Origin of the sequence: Leptospira yasudae (genome assembly GCF_003545925.1) — a bacterium.
GTDB lineage: Bacteria > Spirochaetota > Leptospiria > Leptospirales > Leptospiraceae > Leptospira > Leptospira yasudae.
Genome location: NZ_QHCU01000008.1, coordinates 97,071 through 112,879 on the forward strand (window position 1 = coordinate 97,071; position 15,809 = coordinate 112,879).

Annotated in this window: 13 protein-coding genes and 1 pseudogene; 2 read left to right on the top strand and 12 right to left on the bottom strand. The window is 46.7% G+C overall.

Going from position 1 to position 15,809, the window contains the following annotated elements; translation table 11 throughout:
• Positions 1–440: 440 nt before the first annotated feature.
• From DLM76_RS19700 to DLM76_RS19735, 7 genes and pseudogenes are all read right to left on the bottom strand, one after another.
• Positions 441–686 (bottom strand): hypothetical protein, encoded by a 246-nt coding sequence (locus DLM76_RS19700; RefSeq protein WP_118957532.1) that lies wholly within the window; start codon positions 684–686, stop codon positions 441–443.
• 454 nt (positions 687–1,140) lie between these two features.
• Positions 1,141–2,724: a hypothetical protein gene (locus DLM76_RS19710; protein WP_118966300.1), complete on the bottom strand. Its 1,584-nt coding sequence runs from the start codon at positions 2,722–2,724 to the stop codon at positions 1,141–1,143.
• Positions 2,714–5,053: pseudogene (locus tag DLM76_RS19715) on the bottom strand (transglycosylase domain-containing protein); the annotation flags it as partial. The gene DLM76_RS19710 and the pseudogene DLM76_RS19715, both read right to left, overlap by 11 nt.
• 560 nt (positions 5,054–5,613) lie before the next feature.
• On the bottom strand, positions 5,614–6,657 hold the full coding sequence (locus DLM76_RS19720) for a ChaN family lipoprotein (protein WP_241548316.1): 1,044 nt from the start codon (positions 6,655–6,657) through the stop codon (positions 5,614–5,616).
• A gap of 45 nt (positions 6,658–6,702) precedes the next feature.
• Complete coding sequence (locus tag DLM76_RS19725; protein WP_118957537.1) at positions 6,703–7,251, bottom strand: glutathione peroxidase; 549 nt, start codon at positions 7,249–7,251, stop codon at positions 6,703–6,705.
• 133 nt (positions 7,252–7,384) lie between these two features.
• Positions 7,385–8,002: a hypothetical protein gene (locus DLM76_RS19730; protein WP_118957538.1), complete on the bottom strand. Its 618-nt coding sequence runs from the start codon at positions 8,000–8,002 to the stop codon at positions 7,385–7,387.
• Positions 8,003–8,178: 176 nt separating this feature from the next.
• A complete protein-coding gene (locus tag DLM76_RS19735; protein ID WP_118957588.1) occupies positions 8,179–8,790 on the bottom strand; it encodes a hypothetical protein in 612 nt (203 codons plus the stop codon).
• Positions 8,791–8,995: 205 nt separating this feature from the next.
• Here DLM76_RS19735 and DLM76_RS19740 point away from each other — a divergent pair, with 205 nt between their 5' ends.
• Entirely contained in the window at positions 8,996–9,217 is a 222-nt protein-coding gene (locus DLM76_RS19740; protein WP_118957589.1) for a hypothetical protein, read from the top strand.
• Positions 9,218–9,309: 92 nt separating this feature from the next.
• Here the strand turns inward: DLM76_RS19740 and DLM76_RS19745 are convergent, their stop codons facing one another.
• The 4 genes from DLM76_RS19745 to leuC all read right to left on the bottom strand — a co-directional run bounded on the left by DLM76_RS19745 (position 9,310) and on the right by leuC (position 13,540).
• Complete coding sequence (locus tag DLM76_RS19745; protein WP_118957539.1) at positions 9,310–10,218, bottom strand: DMT family transporter; 909 nt, start codon at positions 10,216–10,218, stop codon at positions 9,310–9,312.
• Positions 10,219–10,278: 60 nt separating this feature from the next.
• Positions 10,279–11,292: a UDP-3-O-(3-hydroxymyristoyl)glucosamine N-acyltransferase gene (gene lpxD / locus DLM76_RS19750; RefSeq protein WP_118957540.1), complete on the bottom strand. Its 1,014-nt coding sequence runs from the start codon at positions 11,290–11,292 to the stop codon at positions 10,279–10,281.
• A gap of 245 nt (positions 11,293–11,537) precedes the next feature.
• Complete coding sequence (gene leuD, locus DLM76_RS19755) at positions 11,538–12,131, bottom strand: 3-isopropylmalate dehydratase small subunit (RefSeq protein WP_118966301.1); 594 nt, start codon at positions 12,129–12,131, stop codon at positions 11,538–11,540.
• On the bottom strand, positions 12,128–13,540 hold the full coding sequence (leuC, locus tag DLM76_RS19760; RefSeq protein WP_118966302.1) for a 3-isopropylmalate dehydratase large subunit: 1,413 nt from the start codon (positions 13,538–13,540) through the stop codon (positions 12,128–12,130). Before leuC ends, leuD begins: the two co-directional genes overlap by 4 nt.
• Before the next feature lie 97 nt (positions 13,541–13,637).
• Here leuC and DLM76_RS19765 point away from each other — a divergent pair, with 97 nt between their 5' ends.
• Positions 13,638–14,528, top strand: coding sequence for a LysR substrate-binding domain-containing protein (locus DLM76_RS19765; RefSeq protein ID WP_118966303.1), 891 nt, complete (start codon positions 13,638–13,640; stop codon positions 14,526–14,528).
• 422 nt (positions 14,529–14,950) lie between these two features.
• Here DLM76_RS19765 and DLM76_RS19770 read toward each other — a convergent pair whose 3' ends face one another.
• Positions 14,951–15,802, bottom strand: coding sequence for an LIC13305 family lipoprotein (locus DLM76_RS19770; protein ID WP_118966328.1), 852 nt, complete (start codon positions 15,800–15,802; stop codon positions 14,951–14,953).
• Between the last annotated feature and the right edge of the window lie 7 nt (positions 15,803–15,809).

Below are 15,809 nucleotides of genomic sequence, written 5' to 3' on the forward strand. Positions count from 1 at the left end.
GCACGAGAAAGACGCCGTGGAGTCCAATCGAGCATGGATGCGAGATTGCGTAACGGCGAATCCTTCCCTGCCCAATTTCATTTCTTTTTATTTTCAATCCAACAACGTTCTATTGCGACTGAATCGTTAAGAATAAGAGTGACTCATTCCCTACGGGTCATTCGTCAGGATTCGAAGCTTTCGAGTGAGAGAGTTTGCAGTGACCCATAGGGAACGTCGCAAACGCGATGCGAATCCAGGACGGATGAGCCACGAGAAAGATGCCTCGGAGCCAAGTCGAGCATGGATGCGAGACTGCGTAGAGGCAAATCCAAAGTTGCGACCCGTAAGGAGCAACTTACTGAATTTAGGAAGCGATGCGAGACAGGAAGTCGAGCAGCATTGCGACGAGCCTACGCGAGTGAGGCAGGAGTCCCGAGCGAAGGGGAGGCGAATCCCCCTTAAACCGCTACTCCTTCCCTCTTATCCGAATGCAACGCGCTCAGACACGGCCCGCAGATATCATCGCCTTCTCTCATAAACTCGATCACCGCTTCCATCGTGCCGATCGGAGAATCCGCGGTTCTCATTCGTTCGATCAAATGATCCTGCAAATGCGTATGGTTGCAGAACGAATGATCCAAGCTTTTAAAAAAGATATGAACGTTCTTGATATGTTTCAACTTAACGATTCTGAATTCTTCCATTCGAAGGATTATATCGTAAAATGAAAACTGTGGGAACTCTTACTTTTGAAAAGGTAGAAAACTATGCCGGACTTTTAGAGATGTAGGAACTCCAACGGCTCCGGATTTCACGGCAAAGTCTCCGTTCGGAGAAAATTCTTTTTGGGGGATCGTCTGTTCTACTCCGATTTTGTATGAGATCCTACAGTTTCGAAAAAACGATTCGGCTTTATGTCCTTTTAAAGTAGGAGATCCTACGATTACTTATAAAACTAAAAAACATGAATCGGATTCGGAAGGTTCTGCGCGAAGGACGCGCAAGGCTTGGTCGCGTAGCGACCGGAGCGAAGCGGAGCCTGGAGCGGCCTGACCCGAGTTTTTTGCAATCCTTTCGCGACTCGCAAAAAAATCCGAGGGGCGCGCCCGGAATGATTCAGAAAAAACTTTTGAAAACGTTTTCGAAGCGGAGAATTCTTCAGTTTCCTTCCGCGACGTTGATCTGCATATTTTTCCAATCGATCGAGTAGAGTTTGTATTTTCCGTCCGCGGAATAACCTTCTAGAAAAAAACGATTCAAAGATCGGCGATAGATCAAACCGGAAACTTGAATCGATTCTTCGGTTCCGTCTCCCGTAAACACCGCGCGGCCTAATACGGGATTGTAAGCGGAATTGGCAAGAAGCAAACTCCATTCTTCCTGATCCGCCGTGAACAACGACGCGGATAGGATCGCGTCCGCCGAAAGTTCGGAATAAGGAACGCAGTTCTGCGGTTGTATTAGATTTTTCTTAAATAGAATAGAGCGGCCGGTCTTACAGAGAAATTGAGGAGTCGACGATAAGGAAAGGGTTCCTTCCTTTTTACGGTAATCCCAAAACGGGGTCGGATTCTTTTCACCGGAGAATAATTTTTCATCCAGGATTTTTCCGTACGTGGAAGCGGATTCGTTTCCGTCTTCGGGATCGGATTCTTCCGTTTTATTACCGCCGCTTCTTCCTAAAAAATATTCGAACACGGGATCGGGCGTATCGTTGTTTAAAATTCGGACAGCCTTTAAGAAATCCTGACTCGGATGATTGTTCTCGAAATTTTTCAGACAAACGCGGGACAGGAGTTCTTCGGATTCGTCGCCGGGAACGAAACCTTTCTGAAGATACGAACACGCTTCCTGTTTCCGACCGGAAACCAAAAGAGTTTTGGCGGTTTCGATCCTGCTCCGTTCCTTGCTCGCATAGGAACCGCTCATCCAAAAATACCGCGCGGAAGAATCGTATTTTCCCAGGTTCCGCAAAAACTTTCCGTAGAGATATAATAGATCGGACTTGCCCTCTTCGCTTAACGATTTGAGTCTTCCACCCGAATAAATCCGTTTATAGGCGCTTCCTTTTCCCGAGTGAAGCGTGTAGCTGATTCTCAAAGCCAAGGAAGTTTCGGGCGTGAGAACGTTCTTCATCTCGCCGAAGGCGTGAACCTTTTCCCAACCGTCGAAGTCCCCCGTTTTGATTTTCACCGCATAACACGCCTTATAGAGAGAAGCGTTTTCCTTTCTGGAAAGAATCCGAAACAAAAACGGCATCTCCTGCGTTTGAGCCGGAGATGAAGCGACTTCGGAAGAAACCGACGGGACATTCGTGTCTTCGGATTCTTCCTTAGGCGAAGAAGGAGGTGTTTCCTGAAAGAACGGATCGGGATTCGGGATCGGCCTGCTGCATGCGGAAATCACCGATACGAGCGCGGAAGGACTTACGTTCAAACCGCCCGCAAGCTCCGAAACGATGGAAGGATATCTCCCCTTTTTATCCGTGATTTTTCCCGAGCGGCTCATGATGAGAATCGCGGGTATGTATTTGCGGTATTTCTCATAGAGAAAAAACAGACGGGAAGACGCGGTCTTTCGAATGTCCGCTTTCTGAGAAGTGCGGAGCAATTCTTCGTAAAGAGGAATCGAAAAAAGAGGATCTTCCTTTTCCATCGCATACGCGTCTTCGTAAGAAACCGGATATACGGCCGCAGAAACGGTTAAAAATATCGTAATAAAGTAAAATAACTTAGAATACATTGCGAAGGACTTCCCGTTTTGCGTCCGATCCGTGATTGAGCGGACAAACCTCGGAAGGGACCGTTCCGCTTTTGAACAATTCCTTGCGGGTGTGTTTGCAGGAAGGTCCGGGAAGATGGCCGGATTCTTCGCAAACGGTCGCGGTGACCGCGTGTTCCGAAATCGGATATTTCCGTTTTGCGTCGTCCGAATCCTCGGCGGCTTCGAAAATTTTCGCGATCGTTCCCCAAAGAGGTGCCGCCACGGTTCCGCCTAACGCGGATGAGCCGAGTCCGTAACTCGGATCGTCGTACCCGAGCCAGATCGCCATCGACAAACCGGGTTTCACGCCCACGAACCAGTTGTCGCGATTGTCGTTCGTCGTTCCCGTTTTACCGGCGACTTCTCCCTTATATCCCGTGTTTCTTACTCCGGCTGAGTTTGCGCTTCCATGAAGAAGATCGATCATGATCTCCGCGACCTGCGACGACAATACCTTCCTTTCTTCCGGGACTTTTAATCCGAACTCGTCCGTGGATTTTCTTTCGTAGATGACCTTGCCGAAACGATCGGTGATTTTTTGAATCAGATAAGGGCGTTTGATCGTTCCGTCGTTCGCGAACGCGGAATACGCAAGAGCCATTTCCAGCGGAGAAATTTCCAAAGAACCCAACGCAAGAGAAAGATCCCCTCTGAATCTGGATTGCAACACTTTCGAATCGGGGAAAAAATATTTCTGAAAGAAATCCTGAATTCTCGAGATGCCGAGTTTTTCCGCGATCTGAACTGCGGCGGTATTCTTTGATTTTGCCAAGGCTTGTCGAACGCTGATATCCCCGTCGTATTGGTTTCCGATGTTTTCCGGCATCCAGTTTCCGGTTTGATTTCTGTAAATCAGAGGCGCGTCTAAAATTCTCGAAGAAGCGTTGATAAGTCCGGTTTCGATCGCGGCGGAATACAAAATCGGTTTAATGGAAGAACCGGTTTGCCGCTTCATCGCGGTCGTTCGATCCAACTGATTGTCCGCTTTAAACTCGGAACCGCCGTGCATCAGAAGAATTTCTCCGGTTGCAGGATCAACGGCGACTAACGCAACTTGAAGCCCCGATTCGTTCGCTCCGCTGAACGAGTCCGTATCGATGAAGAGTTCGAGCGCGGGCGAAAGATCCTGAACGTATCTGCGAAACACAGCGGTCTCGCTGGAATTCTTATTGTCCGTGAGTTTCGTCTTACGAACCAATCCGTTCTTTTGAACGTTGTCCACGTAAGCCTTTACGATTTTAGGAAGTTCGGCCTGAACCGGTTCCGCGATCGTAGTATAAATCGAGAAACCTCCCGTTTCGTAAATGTTCGAATCGGGATACAAGGAATTCAAAAACTTACGAACGTGTTCGGTCACGTATGGAGAATGGTCTCTTCTGTTTCCGAAAACGGTTTCGCCCGGGGACCGCATGTGAAAGGACAAATAGATTTCGTCGAGTTTCGTCTTCGGATTGTCCTTGAGAATCTCGTCTTCCTGAAACGAACGGATGATCGCGTTGACTCTTTGTCTTGAAAGATCCGGATTTTTCAGAGGAGAAAAACGATTCGGGGCGGAAGCGAGAGAAGCAAGCACGATCATTTCTTCCGTGGTCAATTCCGCCGGCGTCTTTTTAAAATAGAATTCGGCTGCGCTTGCGAACCCGAACGCTCCGTGACCGAGGTATACGTTGTTTAAATAATATAATAATATTTGCTTTTTCTCATACGAATATTCGAGTGCGAACGCGAGCTGCGCTTCCTTGATTTTTCGGACGAGACTTTTTTCGCGGTCGTCGAGAAGAATTCTCGCGAGCTGCTGCGTGATCGTGGAAGCTCCCTGTTTAAAACGAAAACTCGTAATATTTACGAACACCGCGCGCAATACGGAAAAATAATTGATCCCGCTGTGAGAGAAGAATTTGCGATCCTCGACGAGAAGAACGATCTTTTTCAGATTCTCGGGATAAGCGTCCCATTCGAGATTGCTCGTCTTTTTTGCGAAGATCTCGGAGACTTTTTTCCCGTCTCGATCGTAGATCACCGAAGGCTGGTGATTGTAAAAAAGTGCGATCATCTCCTTGAGTTCCGCTTCTCTTGTGATCACTCCCACCCAGAAAAGAATCAATCCCAAGAGTAAAAGAGAAACCGCCGCGCCCGCGGAAAGTAAAACTACGTTCGGAAGTTTGAGTCGACGGCCCGCAACCTGCTCCCGCAATCTTTCCGCAAGAGTTTTGATCCTAGGCTGTTCTGCTTCGTTTGCGTTTTCAATTTCTCTGCGAACGGCAAAGAACGGTTTTTCTTCGAAGGTGATCGATTCTCGTTTGAGAAGCGGGCGATCCTGATCGGAACGATCCCGTTCCGCTTGTCGTTCTTCCGACGAAAAAAGAGAATCCGGTCGGAGATTTCGATCGGGTCGTTTGTTTTGGAATTTTTGTGTGAGTTCCCACACTTTTTCTTTCAGCGAAACTTGCAGTTTAGAAAAAGAATCCGAAATTCTTTCGAAAAGACCGGGCCCGGCCGGTTCCGGAGTTCGGTTTTGCGGAGGCGTCGATGGCAAAGGCCGCTGCGGAACCGAAGGCGTTGGAGTTCCCACACCTTGCGATGGTTCAGGACGAGGACGCGGTAAAATTTCGTTGGTAGGCGCAATCGATTCGACACGGGGAGGAATCGTCGGAGGAGGAGAAGGTTTTGGAACCTCCATTCTCACCAAAGCTTTATGACCGCACTGATAGCAGGTCAGCCGGAAGACGGAACCCGTGGGAACTCCCTCCGGCAACCGAGAAGTCGTCCCGCAGGTTGGACACAAAAAGCGAGAACTTCTGAGAGTCTGAATCCCGGTCTCCATCATCCTCTTAATTGTCGGAGGATTTTCCAAATCCGGACAAGCACTTAATTCCCTTTTTCTTTCCTTTCCGTGATTACGGTGTAATCGCAACCCTTGAGAATCTCCGTCGGAACTTCGTCCCCTTCCTTTTGGGGAAACATCGAAACCGTGAGAACCCGAAACCCGAGTTCCCGAAGCCGATTGGAAACGCCGAAACCTTCGTCGCTGTGAAAACGCCCGTTGATATGAACGATCTTCCGTCCCTTTGTCAGGAGTGCGTTGGCGATCGAATCCGTCATCCCCGCGTCCCAGAGATACTGTGCGTCGATAAATCTTCGTTGCAGATTTTCATCCGAACCCATTCCGGGATGCTCGCTCAGAATCTTTCGGATCTTGTTTTCGTAACCTTCCTGAGCGAACTTGCGGATCAGATATTTCGGAGGAAGAAATACGGAACGCACCGGAAACAAGGCTTCGATCCCGGAAGAAGAAACCAGATTCACGTATTTTCGGGGTACGTTGGACGCAAGAACCGGAATCCGATTCTCCTTAGCAAATTGAAGATACGGATGATAGTCTCGCACATGATTCGGCCAAAGTTTCAACGCGTTTAAAAAGGCTTTTTCGCCGATCTGACCGTTCAGATATTCGTCCAAGGTTTTTTGCTGATCCCGTTCCAGCATTTCCAAGGAAAGAATCACCTGCGTGGTCGAAGCGATTTTTTGAAACCAATCCAGACGGATCCTATGACCGGAAACGTCGTCGTGCTCCTCGCCAAATATTAAAACATCATAATTTTTGAATGAATCAAAAATCATTTCGGGTGAGACCGCCATCTTGGTCAATCCCTTCAGGATGGAAACGGGCTTGGGAGTTTGTGCCGCCTCGGATGATACATCCGGGTCCGCTTCCGAACGTTTCTCCGCTTTCGATGGATCGTCTTCTTTTTTTTCTGTCGGCGTCGGTTTCGTTTCCGTCGGCGACGGATTTGTTTCCGGGCGATGTTCGGTCTCGGAAAAAACGGGAACAAAACTTCCGAACAAAATTGAAAGGGATGCGACCAACGGCAGAACCCGAGCTTTCCATAAAGAAGCCTCAACTGCGGACAAACGGACTCTCCGGAAAAGAATTCTTTCGTTCAAAAAGGTTCCCCGTTATTTCAGCAAGGATTCGATCTTTTGAGTCACTGCGGAACTGTCCGGTTCCACCGCCGATCTGTATCGAGCTTCTATCTTTCCGTCTTTGGAGATGAGAATTTTTTCAAAGTTCCATTCCACTTCTCCCGGAGTCGGAGAATTTTCGACGAGATATAAATACAAAGGATGTTGGTCTTTTCCTTTTACGGAAATTTTGGACATCATGTCAAAGCTGGCGCCTTTTTGAATTCTGCAGAACGTTTCGATCTCTTGGTTCGATCCCGGTTCCTGACTTCCGAAATTGTTGGCCGGAAAACCGACTACGACGAATCCCTGGTCCTTGTATTTCTTATATACTTTTTCGAGGTTGTCGTATTGATACGTGTAACCGCACTTGGAAGCCACGTTAACCACCATTACGACCTTACCTTTGTATTTGGAAAGAGAAACGTCGTTTCCCTTAATATCTTTTACTTTGAAATCGTAAAAGCTCCCTTTTGCGAACGCGCCCGCGATCGGGAAAAGAATTCCGAAAACGAAAAACAGAATGAAAAGTTTCGACTGCATGGATTATAACCTTCTTTCAAAGAGTTTAAATCCGAATGCGTCCACACTTCAATCGTTTTTCAGAAATCGAAATTCTCCCGTTCACTCAAAGCCGTTTGCAAGGCTTTGCCGATCTTTCGAGACGTCGGAAATTTTACGGAAAATACTTTCTCCAAAGAGATTCCGGAATAAAAGAACCCGCGATGAAAAGTCCCAAAAGGGAAGAAAAGACCGCGACAGCGAGAGCCGGAAAAAATCCCAAAGGTTCGCTGCCTCTTTCGATGACGTAAAGATGATCGTCGAGGGTATAACCCATGTCCTTATAAATTTTTTCGGATTCGCTATCCAAAGAAGTATCGTTGAATCTTCCTTCGATCGCAAACGTAGGCGAAGAAAAATACGTTCCGTTGTCGAGCTCTTCCTGAGTCACGTCGCTGTCCTTTACGATCACCTTCACTTTTTTGGAACCGGATTGATCTACGGTCGCGACCGGATACGTGATGTGCTGCAGTCTGTTCTTTTTAGTGGAGATGACGTAGTTGTTTGCCGGAACCACTCCGTCCTTGATCTTTATGTATCTCGGAATTTGGTCCGCGGGAGTGGAAACGAATTCGGAAAACGTAAATTCCGTTTTGTTTTTTTTCGCGGAATGAAACCTCATATCCGGCACGGCAAAACCGAATACCACGAAACCGCACGCAGCGACTCCTACGATCCTATGAATGATCGAAAACCTTCCGATGAACTGAATTCCTTTAAAAACAAGATTCATTGCAAACCTCAAATGGAGTGAAATAATTTTTTGAATTCTGAACGAGACCGCGCAAAGGTCGAATTCTTTTTCAAGAATTCTAACCTTCGGGAAGGAAAAGAAGACAGGGAGGAAGAAACAATTCGAAAAAAGTCGTTTCTTGCTAATACGAAGTGGAAGCGACGTAAAACTTCCGTTTAAACGGCGATTTCGTTAAAAAAGGAGAGCATGTCCGGTTCTTCTTCCGCTTCGAGATAATCCAGCGCCTGCTCGATGACGGAATCCAAATAATAGACATAGTTCTTATAACTCTTGAGAAAGGTTTTGGTTTCTTCGACTTTCTCTTCCGGAATTTTTCCTTGAACGATCAATTGAAAAAGAGCCAAAACTCCGAACGCGGATTTCAAAGAATCCTGATGGGCCGCGATTTTCAAAATTTCATCCGCGTCCACTTCGGCAAAGGAAGGAAGAAGATCGGTGATGAGTTCCAGCGCTCCGATCGGAATCTGACGATCCAAGGATTTTACGTAATTGATGATGGCGCGATATGCGCGGCTGTCGCCCACTCTGGAAAGAATCTGAACCGCTCCCGAAAGAAGTCTTTTGTGATATCCCCAGGATAGTCTGCCCGAATCCGCGTCACGCATCACTTGATACAGAAAACTCCAAACGAATTTGTCGTTTTCGATCGCCTTCTCTGCGAGTTCGGAAAGCCATTCATCAAAAGAAGGATTCTCCATTTCTTTCGAGAGGAACTCCACAAGTTCGACGGGATTTCTTGTTTCAGGCATATGATTCTTTTTGCGCATGGTCTGGTGATTATCCTCTATAAAAGAACGTTTTTCCATTCTTTTTCTCGAGGGATCGGACGGAATATTTAAAAAAATGAATACGAAAGGTGAGTCGTAATTTTTCAAGAATCGTTCAGAAGTGCCTGTTTCGCGTCACCTCGACAAAAATTCTTTGACAGAAAACGCTGAGAACTTCGAGATTCAGGAAGGACCCGCAATCGATATGAATTCCTTAACCGTTCAGATTTTTCAGGATATCTATCAGGCTTCTCAATCGGGAAGAATGACGACGATGGAAGATTTGGAACTCAACACCGCCAAGTCCGCGCATCAACTCAGACCGTTTCTCGAAGACCTGAAAGAATCCAGCCTCGTGGTGGAACATCCGGAAGGTTTTGAAATCGCTCCTTCCGGAAAACATTACTACAAAAGCCGTTGGGGCTGAACGTTCGCCGAAACCGCCGGATCGTTTTTTACGCGAAGAAAGAAGTCTTCGGAAATTACGTTATGCGCTTTTGGATCTAGAAAAAGTCCGTATCAATGACCGGACTCTTTCGATTCTCCGTTTTGATTGGAGTTTAACATAAACACCGCGAGGACCGCGAACGTTCCGCCGATCGTCGTCGTAAAACTCGGAACCTCGTTTAAAAAGATCCAGCTTCCAAATAACGCAGTGACCGGAACCAAAAAGATGAACGAACTCGCAACTCGAGAACCGAGTTTGGTCGAAGCGAAAAAATACACGGTCGTTCCGAACGTCGTCGAGATCACGGAAAGATACAGGATATGAAACCAAAAAACCGGTCCGCTTTCCAAAGCCTTCTCCACTCCGTAAGGAAGAGCCAAAAACAAATCCAAGACCGTTCCGATCGCGAAAACGTAAAAGCTATAAACAAGAGGGGAAATCGTTTGTCCCGTGCTGTGACTGTTCATGCTTAGGATCGCCCAGCTGAACGCGCAAAGAAGAAAGAAAATATTTCCGGATTGAAAGAGAGAATTCAAATCCAATTCCCACAATCGAAGCAGAATACAACCGCCCACAAGACCGAGAAAAAGTCCGATTCCTTCCCGACCGGAAGGCAACTTCTTCTGAAACGTATGAACGAGAACGTATGTAAAGATCGGATTCATCGTCGTAACGAGAACGCCGCCCGCACCCGCGAGTCCGTTCTTTAAACCCAACAGAAAGAATTGATTGTAGATCGTGTAAAGAATTCCGCCGATCGCAACCTGGATCCAAACTTTTTTATTCGGAAGCCGGAGAGATTCCTTTCTCCACAACACGACGGGAAGAATCGAAATCGCAGTCGCTAAAAATCTCCAGAAGATGATTACGTTCGGTTGCTGATCGCCGACGATGAGCTTTGCCGAAGGCCAGGCAAAACCCCAGGAAATCATGGCGATCACGAGAAGGACGTAGAATTTAGCGCTGGCGTTCGTTGGCATAAAAGGAATAAACCTCTTTTACCAATCTCAAGAACGGAAAGGCAGATTCAATCCTAACTTTTAAGGTTTCGTTCGGTTCCTATGTTCGCGGACGAGTTCCGGAAGTTTCGCCATGGAGGAATGAATTCGATGCATCTCCAACGCGGGCTTTGCAGGAATTCCGAAGTAAGCTACTTTTTCGGCGCTGTCTTCTGTAAGACCGGACATTCCCATCAAAATCGATCCTTTCTTCATCGTGATCCCTTCGGCGACCGCGGCTTGACCGCCCATAATCACTCCGTCTTCCAAAGTCACGGAACCGGCAAGAACCGTTCCTCCCGCGATAAAAACATAGTTACCGACTCTACAGTTGTGAGCGATATGAACGTGATCGTCGAACTTCGTATAATTTCCCACGGTCGTCGTTTCGATCGTCGCGCGATCCACGGTGCAGCAAGCGCCCATTTCGACGTGATCGCCGATCACCGAGTTTCCGATCTGAGGAACCTTGTAACGCACGCCGCCCTTATCGTAAAAACCGAAACCGTCCGCTCCGATTACCGTGTTTGAATGAATGAGGTTGTATTTTCCGAGAACGCAATCGTAACAAACCACGACGCCGGATTTAAGAACCGTTCCTTCTCCGATCTTCGCGCCGCTTTCGATCACTACGTTCGGATAAATCTGACAATTGTCTCCGATCTCTACGTTCTCTTGGATCACGGCAAAGTCCATGATCGTAACGTTCTTTCCTATCTTTGCGGATTTATGAATGCTCGCCTTCTCCGAAATCGAAGCGGAGAATTTCGGCTTCTTTTCAAACAGGGAAAGCATTTCGATGAATTTCAATCTTGCCTGAGTTTCAGGAACGATCAATGCGGAAGGAAATTCTTCGGCTAACGCCGGTATGGTGAGCGCCAGTTGAACTTGTTTCGCCTTGGGATTAGAAGTCAGATATTTCTTCGCTTCAAAGTAATAGATTCGATCCGGTCGAACGTCGGAGTGGTTTTCAATATCACCGATTCCGATTACGTCCAATTCCCCGTTACCCTTAAGTTCCACTCCGAGTGTTTTCGCTAAATCTTTGGCTTTCATGATAAGCAAATTTTCGCTACGCAAAAGAGGGACTCAACTCGTTTTTTAAATTATAATTTGGTAGATTACAGAAACGGACACCGTTCGTTATTTTTTAAAATTGGAGTTTTTTATATAAATGAAGAATGAATAAGATCTGAGTTGTTTGAAAACGATCCAGGATACAGCGCGAATTTCCGTCCGCAGAATCTTTCTTTGAGGAAAGAACTGCGGATCGGATTCGATATCGATTCGACAATCGACGTTTATGCGAGACTCGATTCAAAGGCTTCGATCCGAGAAAGATGTTTCATCGTCAGATCGACATCGTCCCACCCGTTGGCGATTCGATTCAAAAGAGATTCAGAAAGCGTAAAACGGTATTTCTTTTCGCCGGAAAAGACGACTAACGCGTCCAGATCGACCGAAATTTCCGCTCCTTCCTGATTCGTTACGAATTCCAGAATCTCCTCCACTTCTTCCATGGAAAGTTTTACCAAAGCGATTCCGTTCTTAGCGCAATTTCCGAAAAAGATATCCGCGAATGAAGGCGCAATGAGGACTCGAAAACCGTAATCCGCCAAAGACCAAGGCGCGTGTTCCCTGCTCGAGCCGCATCCGAAATTCTCGCCCGCAATCAAAACCGACGCGTTCTTGTATCTGTCTTGATTCAAAACGAAATCCGGATTCGGAGTTTTACCGTCTTCGTCCAAATATCTCCAGTTGTGAAACAGATGAACTCCGAACCCGGTTCGCTCGGTTTTTTTCATAAACTGTTTCGGAAGAATTTGATCCGTATCGATATCCTTGCGATATAAAGGAACGGCTATTCCTTTGTGTTTTGTCCAAGCGCGACTCATACTCTTTCCTCCTGTAATTCCTGAACCGTACCGAATCTTCCCAACACGGCCGCGACCACGGCGCTTTCGGGACTTACCAAATGCGTGCGACCTCCTCTGCCTTGTCTTCCTTCGAAGTTGCGGTTGGAAGTGGATGCGCATCGTTCTCCCGGCGACAGATAATCGTCGTTCATGCCGAGACACATCGAACATCCGGGCAATCTCCATTCAAAACCGGCTTCGGTAAGAATCTTATCCAGACCTTCCCTCTCCGCTTGACGTTTTACTCTTCCCGATCCCGGAACCACGATCGCGACAACGTTAGACGAAACCTTTCTTCCTTCGGCGACTGCCGCGGCTTTGCGTATGTCTTCGATCCGCGCATTCGTGCAGGAACCGATAAAAACTTTATCGATCTTAACGGAGCGCATTTCTTCTCCCGCTTTCAAACCCATGTATTCCAAGGATCTTCTCGCCGCGGCTCGGACTTCCGGATCGTCGAACGAATCCGGATTCGGTACGGTGGAAAGAACGGGAATCACCTGTCCAGGATTGGTTCCCCAAGTGACCATCGGAGAAACTTCCCGCGCGTCCAAAACGATCGTCTTATCGAAGACCGCATCCGGATCGGACTTTAAGGTTTTCCAATATTCCGTTTTTTTGATAAACTCTTCGCCCTTGGGAGAAAAGTCCCGCCCTTTAAGATAATCGAACGTGGTTTGATCGGGAGCGATCATACCGGCTCTTGCGCCGGCTTCGATACAAAGATTACAAAGAGTCATTCGTTCTTCCATGGAGAATTTGGAGATCGCTTCTCCCGAATATTCGATCACATATCCTTGTCCTCCGTCCGTTCCGATCTTTCCGATCAGATATAAAGCCAGATCCTTTGCCGTAACGTCGGCGGCCAATTCTCCCGTAACTTGCACGGAAAGGTTTTTCGACTTCCTCAAACGGATCGTCTGCGTCGCGAGAACGTGCTCGATCTCGCTCGTTCCGATTCCCAACGCGAACGCGCCGAACGCCCCATGTGTGGATGTGTGAGAATCACCGCAAGCGATTACGGTTCCGGGTAACGTAAGTCCCATTTCCGGACCTACCACGTGAACCACTCCCTGATCCGGGTGATTGATATCCAAAAGATCGACTCCGAATTCAGCGCAGTTTTTGGAAAGAAGTTCCATCTGTTTTTTGGAGATTTCTCCCGCGCCGTCCCAATTCCGATTTCTCGTGGAGACGTTGTGATCCATGATCGCAAGAGTTCTTTCCCTTCTGCGAACGGGTCTTCCTTTTTCCTTCAAAGCGGTAAACGCTTGGGGAGAAGTCACTTCGTGAAGAAGATGCCTGTCCACAAAGAAGATATCCTCTTCTCCGTCCTTTGCAACGACCCTGGATTCCCAAATTTTATCGTATAATGTTTTTCCGGCCATATCCCCTCCGATAAAAAGAAGATAACAGAAGCAGAAGCATAATGCAAATAAATAGGATTGATTGACAATATAACAAAAAGTTATAGATATAGAATCTATGGAATTCAGACAGATCCGATACTTTCTGGAAATCAGGGATGCGGGAACGTTTCAAAGAGCCGCGGGAAAACTAGGTCTGACGCAACCCGCGCTTTCCCGTCAAATTTTTCTTTTGGAAAAAGAATTGGGCGTTTCCTTATTTGAAAGGGGCCCCAGACAGATTAGGCTCACATACGACGGAGAAGTATTCTTTAGCTACGCGCAAAGAATGCGCGAACTCTGGGAAGAATTAAAATCCGCGATGAAAGAACCGGGCAAGGAACTTTCGGGAGAATTCTCCCTTTCGGCGGGAGGAACCGTGTCGGCTTGGATTCTTCCTGCGATCCTCAAAAAAATACGAAAGGACCATCCGGATCTCGTTTTATCCGTAAGGGAAGGAGATTCGCTCGAAACGAAGGAATCGATTTTGTTAAACGAAGTGGATCTCGGAATCCTTACCGGACCTGCGGACGAACCCGGTCTTGTTTCCCGAGAATTTCTTTCCGACAGAATCGTCCCCGTCGCATTAAAAACACATCCGATCTTTCAAAAGAAAAAGCCGATTCTCAAAGACGTCAAAGAAGAATCGTTCGTATTCTTTCATCCGGCTTCGGCAATCCGAAAGGCGGTGGAAAAAAAGATTCGCTCCTTCGGAAAAGAATTCAAACCGAAAATCGCGATGGAACTTCGAAGCGTGGAGTCGGTTATCAAAAGCATCGAATCCGATTTGGGAATAGGATTTTTATCGTCCTACAGTTTAAACTCGAAACTCAAAGTGATTCCGATTCCCGAATTGTACGTGGAACGTAAATTTTATCTCTGTCATAAAAAAACGATCCGTCCGGGATTATCGAAATTAGCGGACGCATTGATTGCAGAAGCGAAGACACGTTTTGAAAACGCGGAGTAAGGACCGCAAGAACGTTCGGTTATTTTCGATTACGAGAATCTCGAATCGAACTCTATCTTTTTCCGTTGAATTCTCTTTTTTGTAACCGCAACCGGAAACGAATGCAAAGAGGCGTATTGATAAAAAGTAATTTTGAATCATACATGGTATATGCATTTTCCATAAACAATACGTTCCGCCCATTATAGCATAATGGGTCCAAAACCTAAATGAAGCTTGTTCCCGAAACTTTTCGCTTCGAAAGCGGATTCTCTCTTCCGGGAAAGGCCAAAACGTTTTCATGTCGAGATCATCAGGTTTATCTTGGCGACTACAATCGAATCCGTTTTACGAAGTTTTATTAACTAAGTATGATTTGCGGAAACACTCATAATTCCCGTCTCTACATCCGTATAATCTTCGACGATATTCAGCGTTACTAACTAATTACAAGCATTTGCAGTTTCCGTAATTCTTCTTTTCCAGAACGTTTCCTCGGCCCCGGGAAAGGACCAAAATCGATTCATATCAGCGATAATTTTTTTGGACTTTGCGGCAACAATCGGATCGGCCTTACAAAAGTTGATTAACGTATCGGATTGATTTTGCTGTATACCGCCAAGAATCGCAGCGGCATAAATAGCGCGATCTTCTAACTTATTTGCAGTACCATAATAACTGAGAAAACCCGCGAGCGGATGAATGATATTTGTCCAAACGGCCGCAGCCGCACCGGAATTGGGAACGCTCCCGTATTGAAACCCATTCGAATTTAGATTGTCCCAATCATCTACACTTGAAGAATAGTAAGGACCGAATTGTGTATAATCGGCGTTATGCATCAACTCGTGATGCATCGTTGAGATATAATCCTCTTCGCAGTTAACACAGATAGCTAAGCCTTCCCCTACTGAAAGATAAATACTGTTTTCCGGTGCAAGAGAAAGCCCCTTCGCTCCTCCACCGCTGATTCCATTGATATACTTGACTAAATAGATTTTTTCCGCTCTTGCCTTGATCCAATATCCTCTCGGATACTTTGCAATTTGTGCGCGGAGAAGCGAAACATACGCATTTAGATCCGCGTCAGAATAACTTAGATCGAATGTATACCATTGGTTCGAGGGCGGCATCGTACGCGTAATAATCTGCACGTCCCGGTCATAATTTTCCGCTCGATCCAGAAAGAGCGGAGCTAACAACAATTCTATGGATGTATTCGTATCTTCTTTTTTATGATTACATGCTGTGAGAATGTATAAGAATAAAAAACTAAGAACAATCTTTACTTTCACGAAATTC

Bases quoted from the DNA above. Each gene is read 5' to 3' on its own strand.
- DLM76_RS19725 (WP_118957537.1), bottom strand. From the start codon at position 7,251: ATGCAGTCGAAACTTTTCATTCTGTTTTTCGTTTTCGGAATTCTTTTC.
- DLM76_RS19700 (WP_118957532.1), bottom strand. From the start codon at position 686: ATGGAAGAATTCAGAATCGTTAAGTTGAAACATATCAAGAACGTTCAT.
- DLM76_RS19740 (WP_118957589.1), top strand. From the start codon at position 8,996: ATGAATTCCTTAACCGTTCAGATTTTTCAGGATATCTATCAGGCTTCT.
- DLM76_RS19745 (WP_118957539.1), bottom strand. From the start codon at position 10,218: ATGCCAACGAACGCCAGCGCTAAATTCTACGTCCTTCTCGTGATCGCC.
- DLM76_RS19710 (WP_118966300.1), bottom strand. From the start codon at position 2,724: ATGTATTCTAAGTTATTTTACTTTATTACGATATTTTTAACCGTTTCT.
- lpxD (WP_118957540.1), bottom strand. From the start codon at position 11,292: ATGAAAGCCAAAGATTTAGCGAAAACACTCGGAGTGGAACTTAAGGGT.
- DLM76_RS19730 (WP_118957538.1), bottom strand. From the start codon at position 8,002: ATGAATCTTGTTTTTAAAGGAATTCAGTTCATCGGAAGGTTTTCGATC.
- leuC (WP_118966302.1), bottom strand. From the start codon at position 13,540: ATGGCCGGAAAAACATTATACGATAAAATTTGGGAATCCAGGGTCGTT.
- DLM76_RS19735 (WP_118957588.1), bottom strand. From the start codon at position 8,790: ATGCGCAAAAAGAATCATATGCCTGAAACAAGAAATCCCGTCGAACTT.
- leuD (WP_118966301.1), bottom strand. From the start codon at position 12,131: ATGAGTCGCGCTTGGACAAAACACAAAGGAATAGCCGTTCCTTTATAT.
- DLM76_RS19765 (WP_118966303.1), top strand. From the start codon at position 13,638: ATGGAATTCAGACAGATCCGATACTTTCTGGAAATCAGGGATGCGGGA.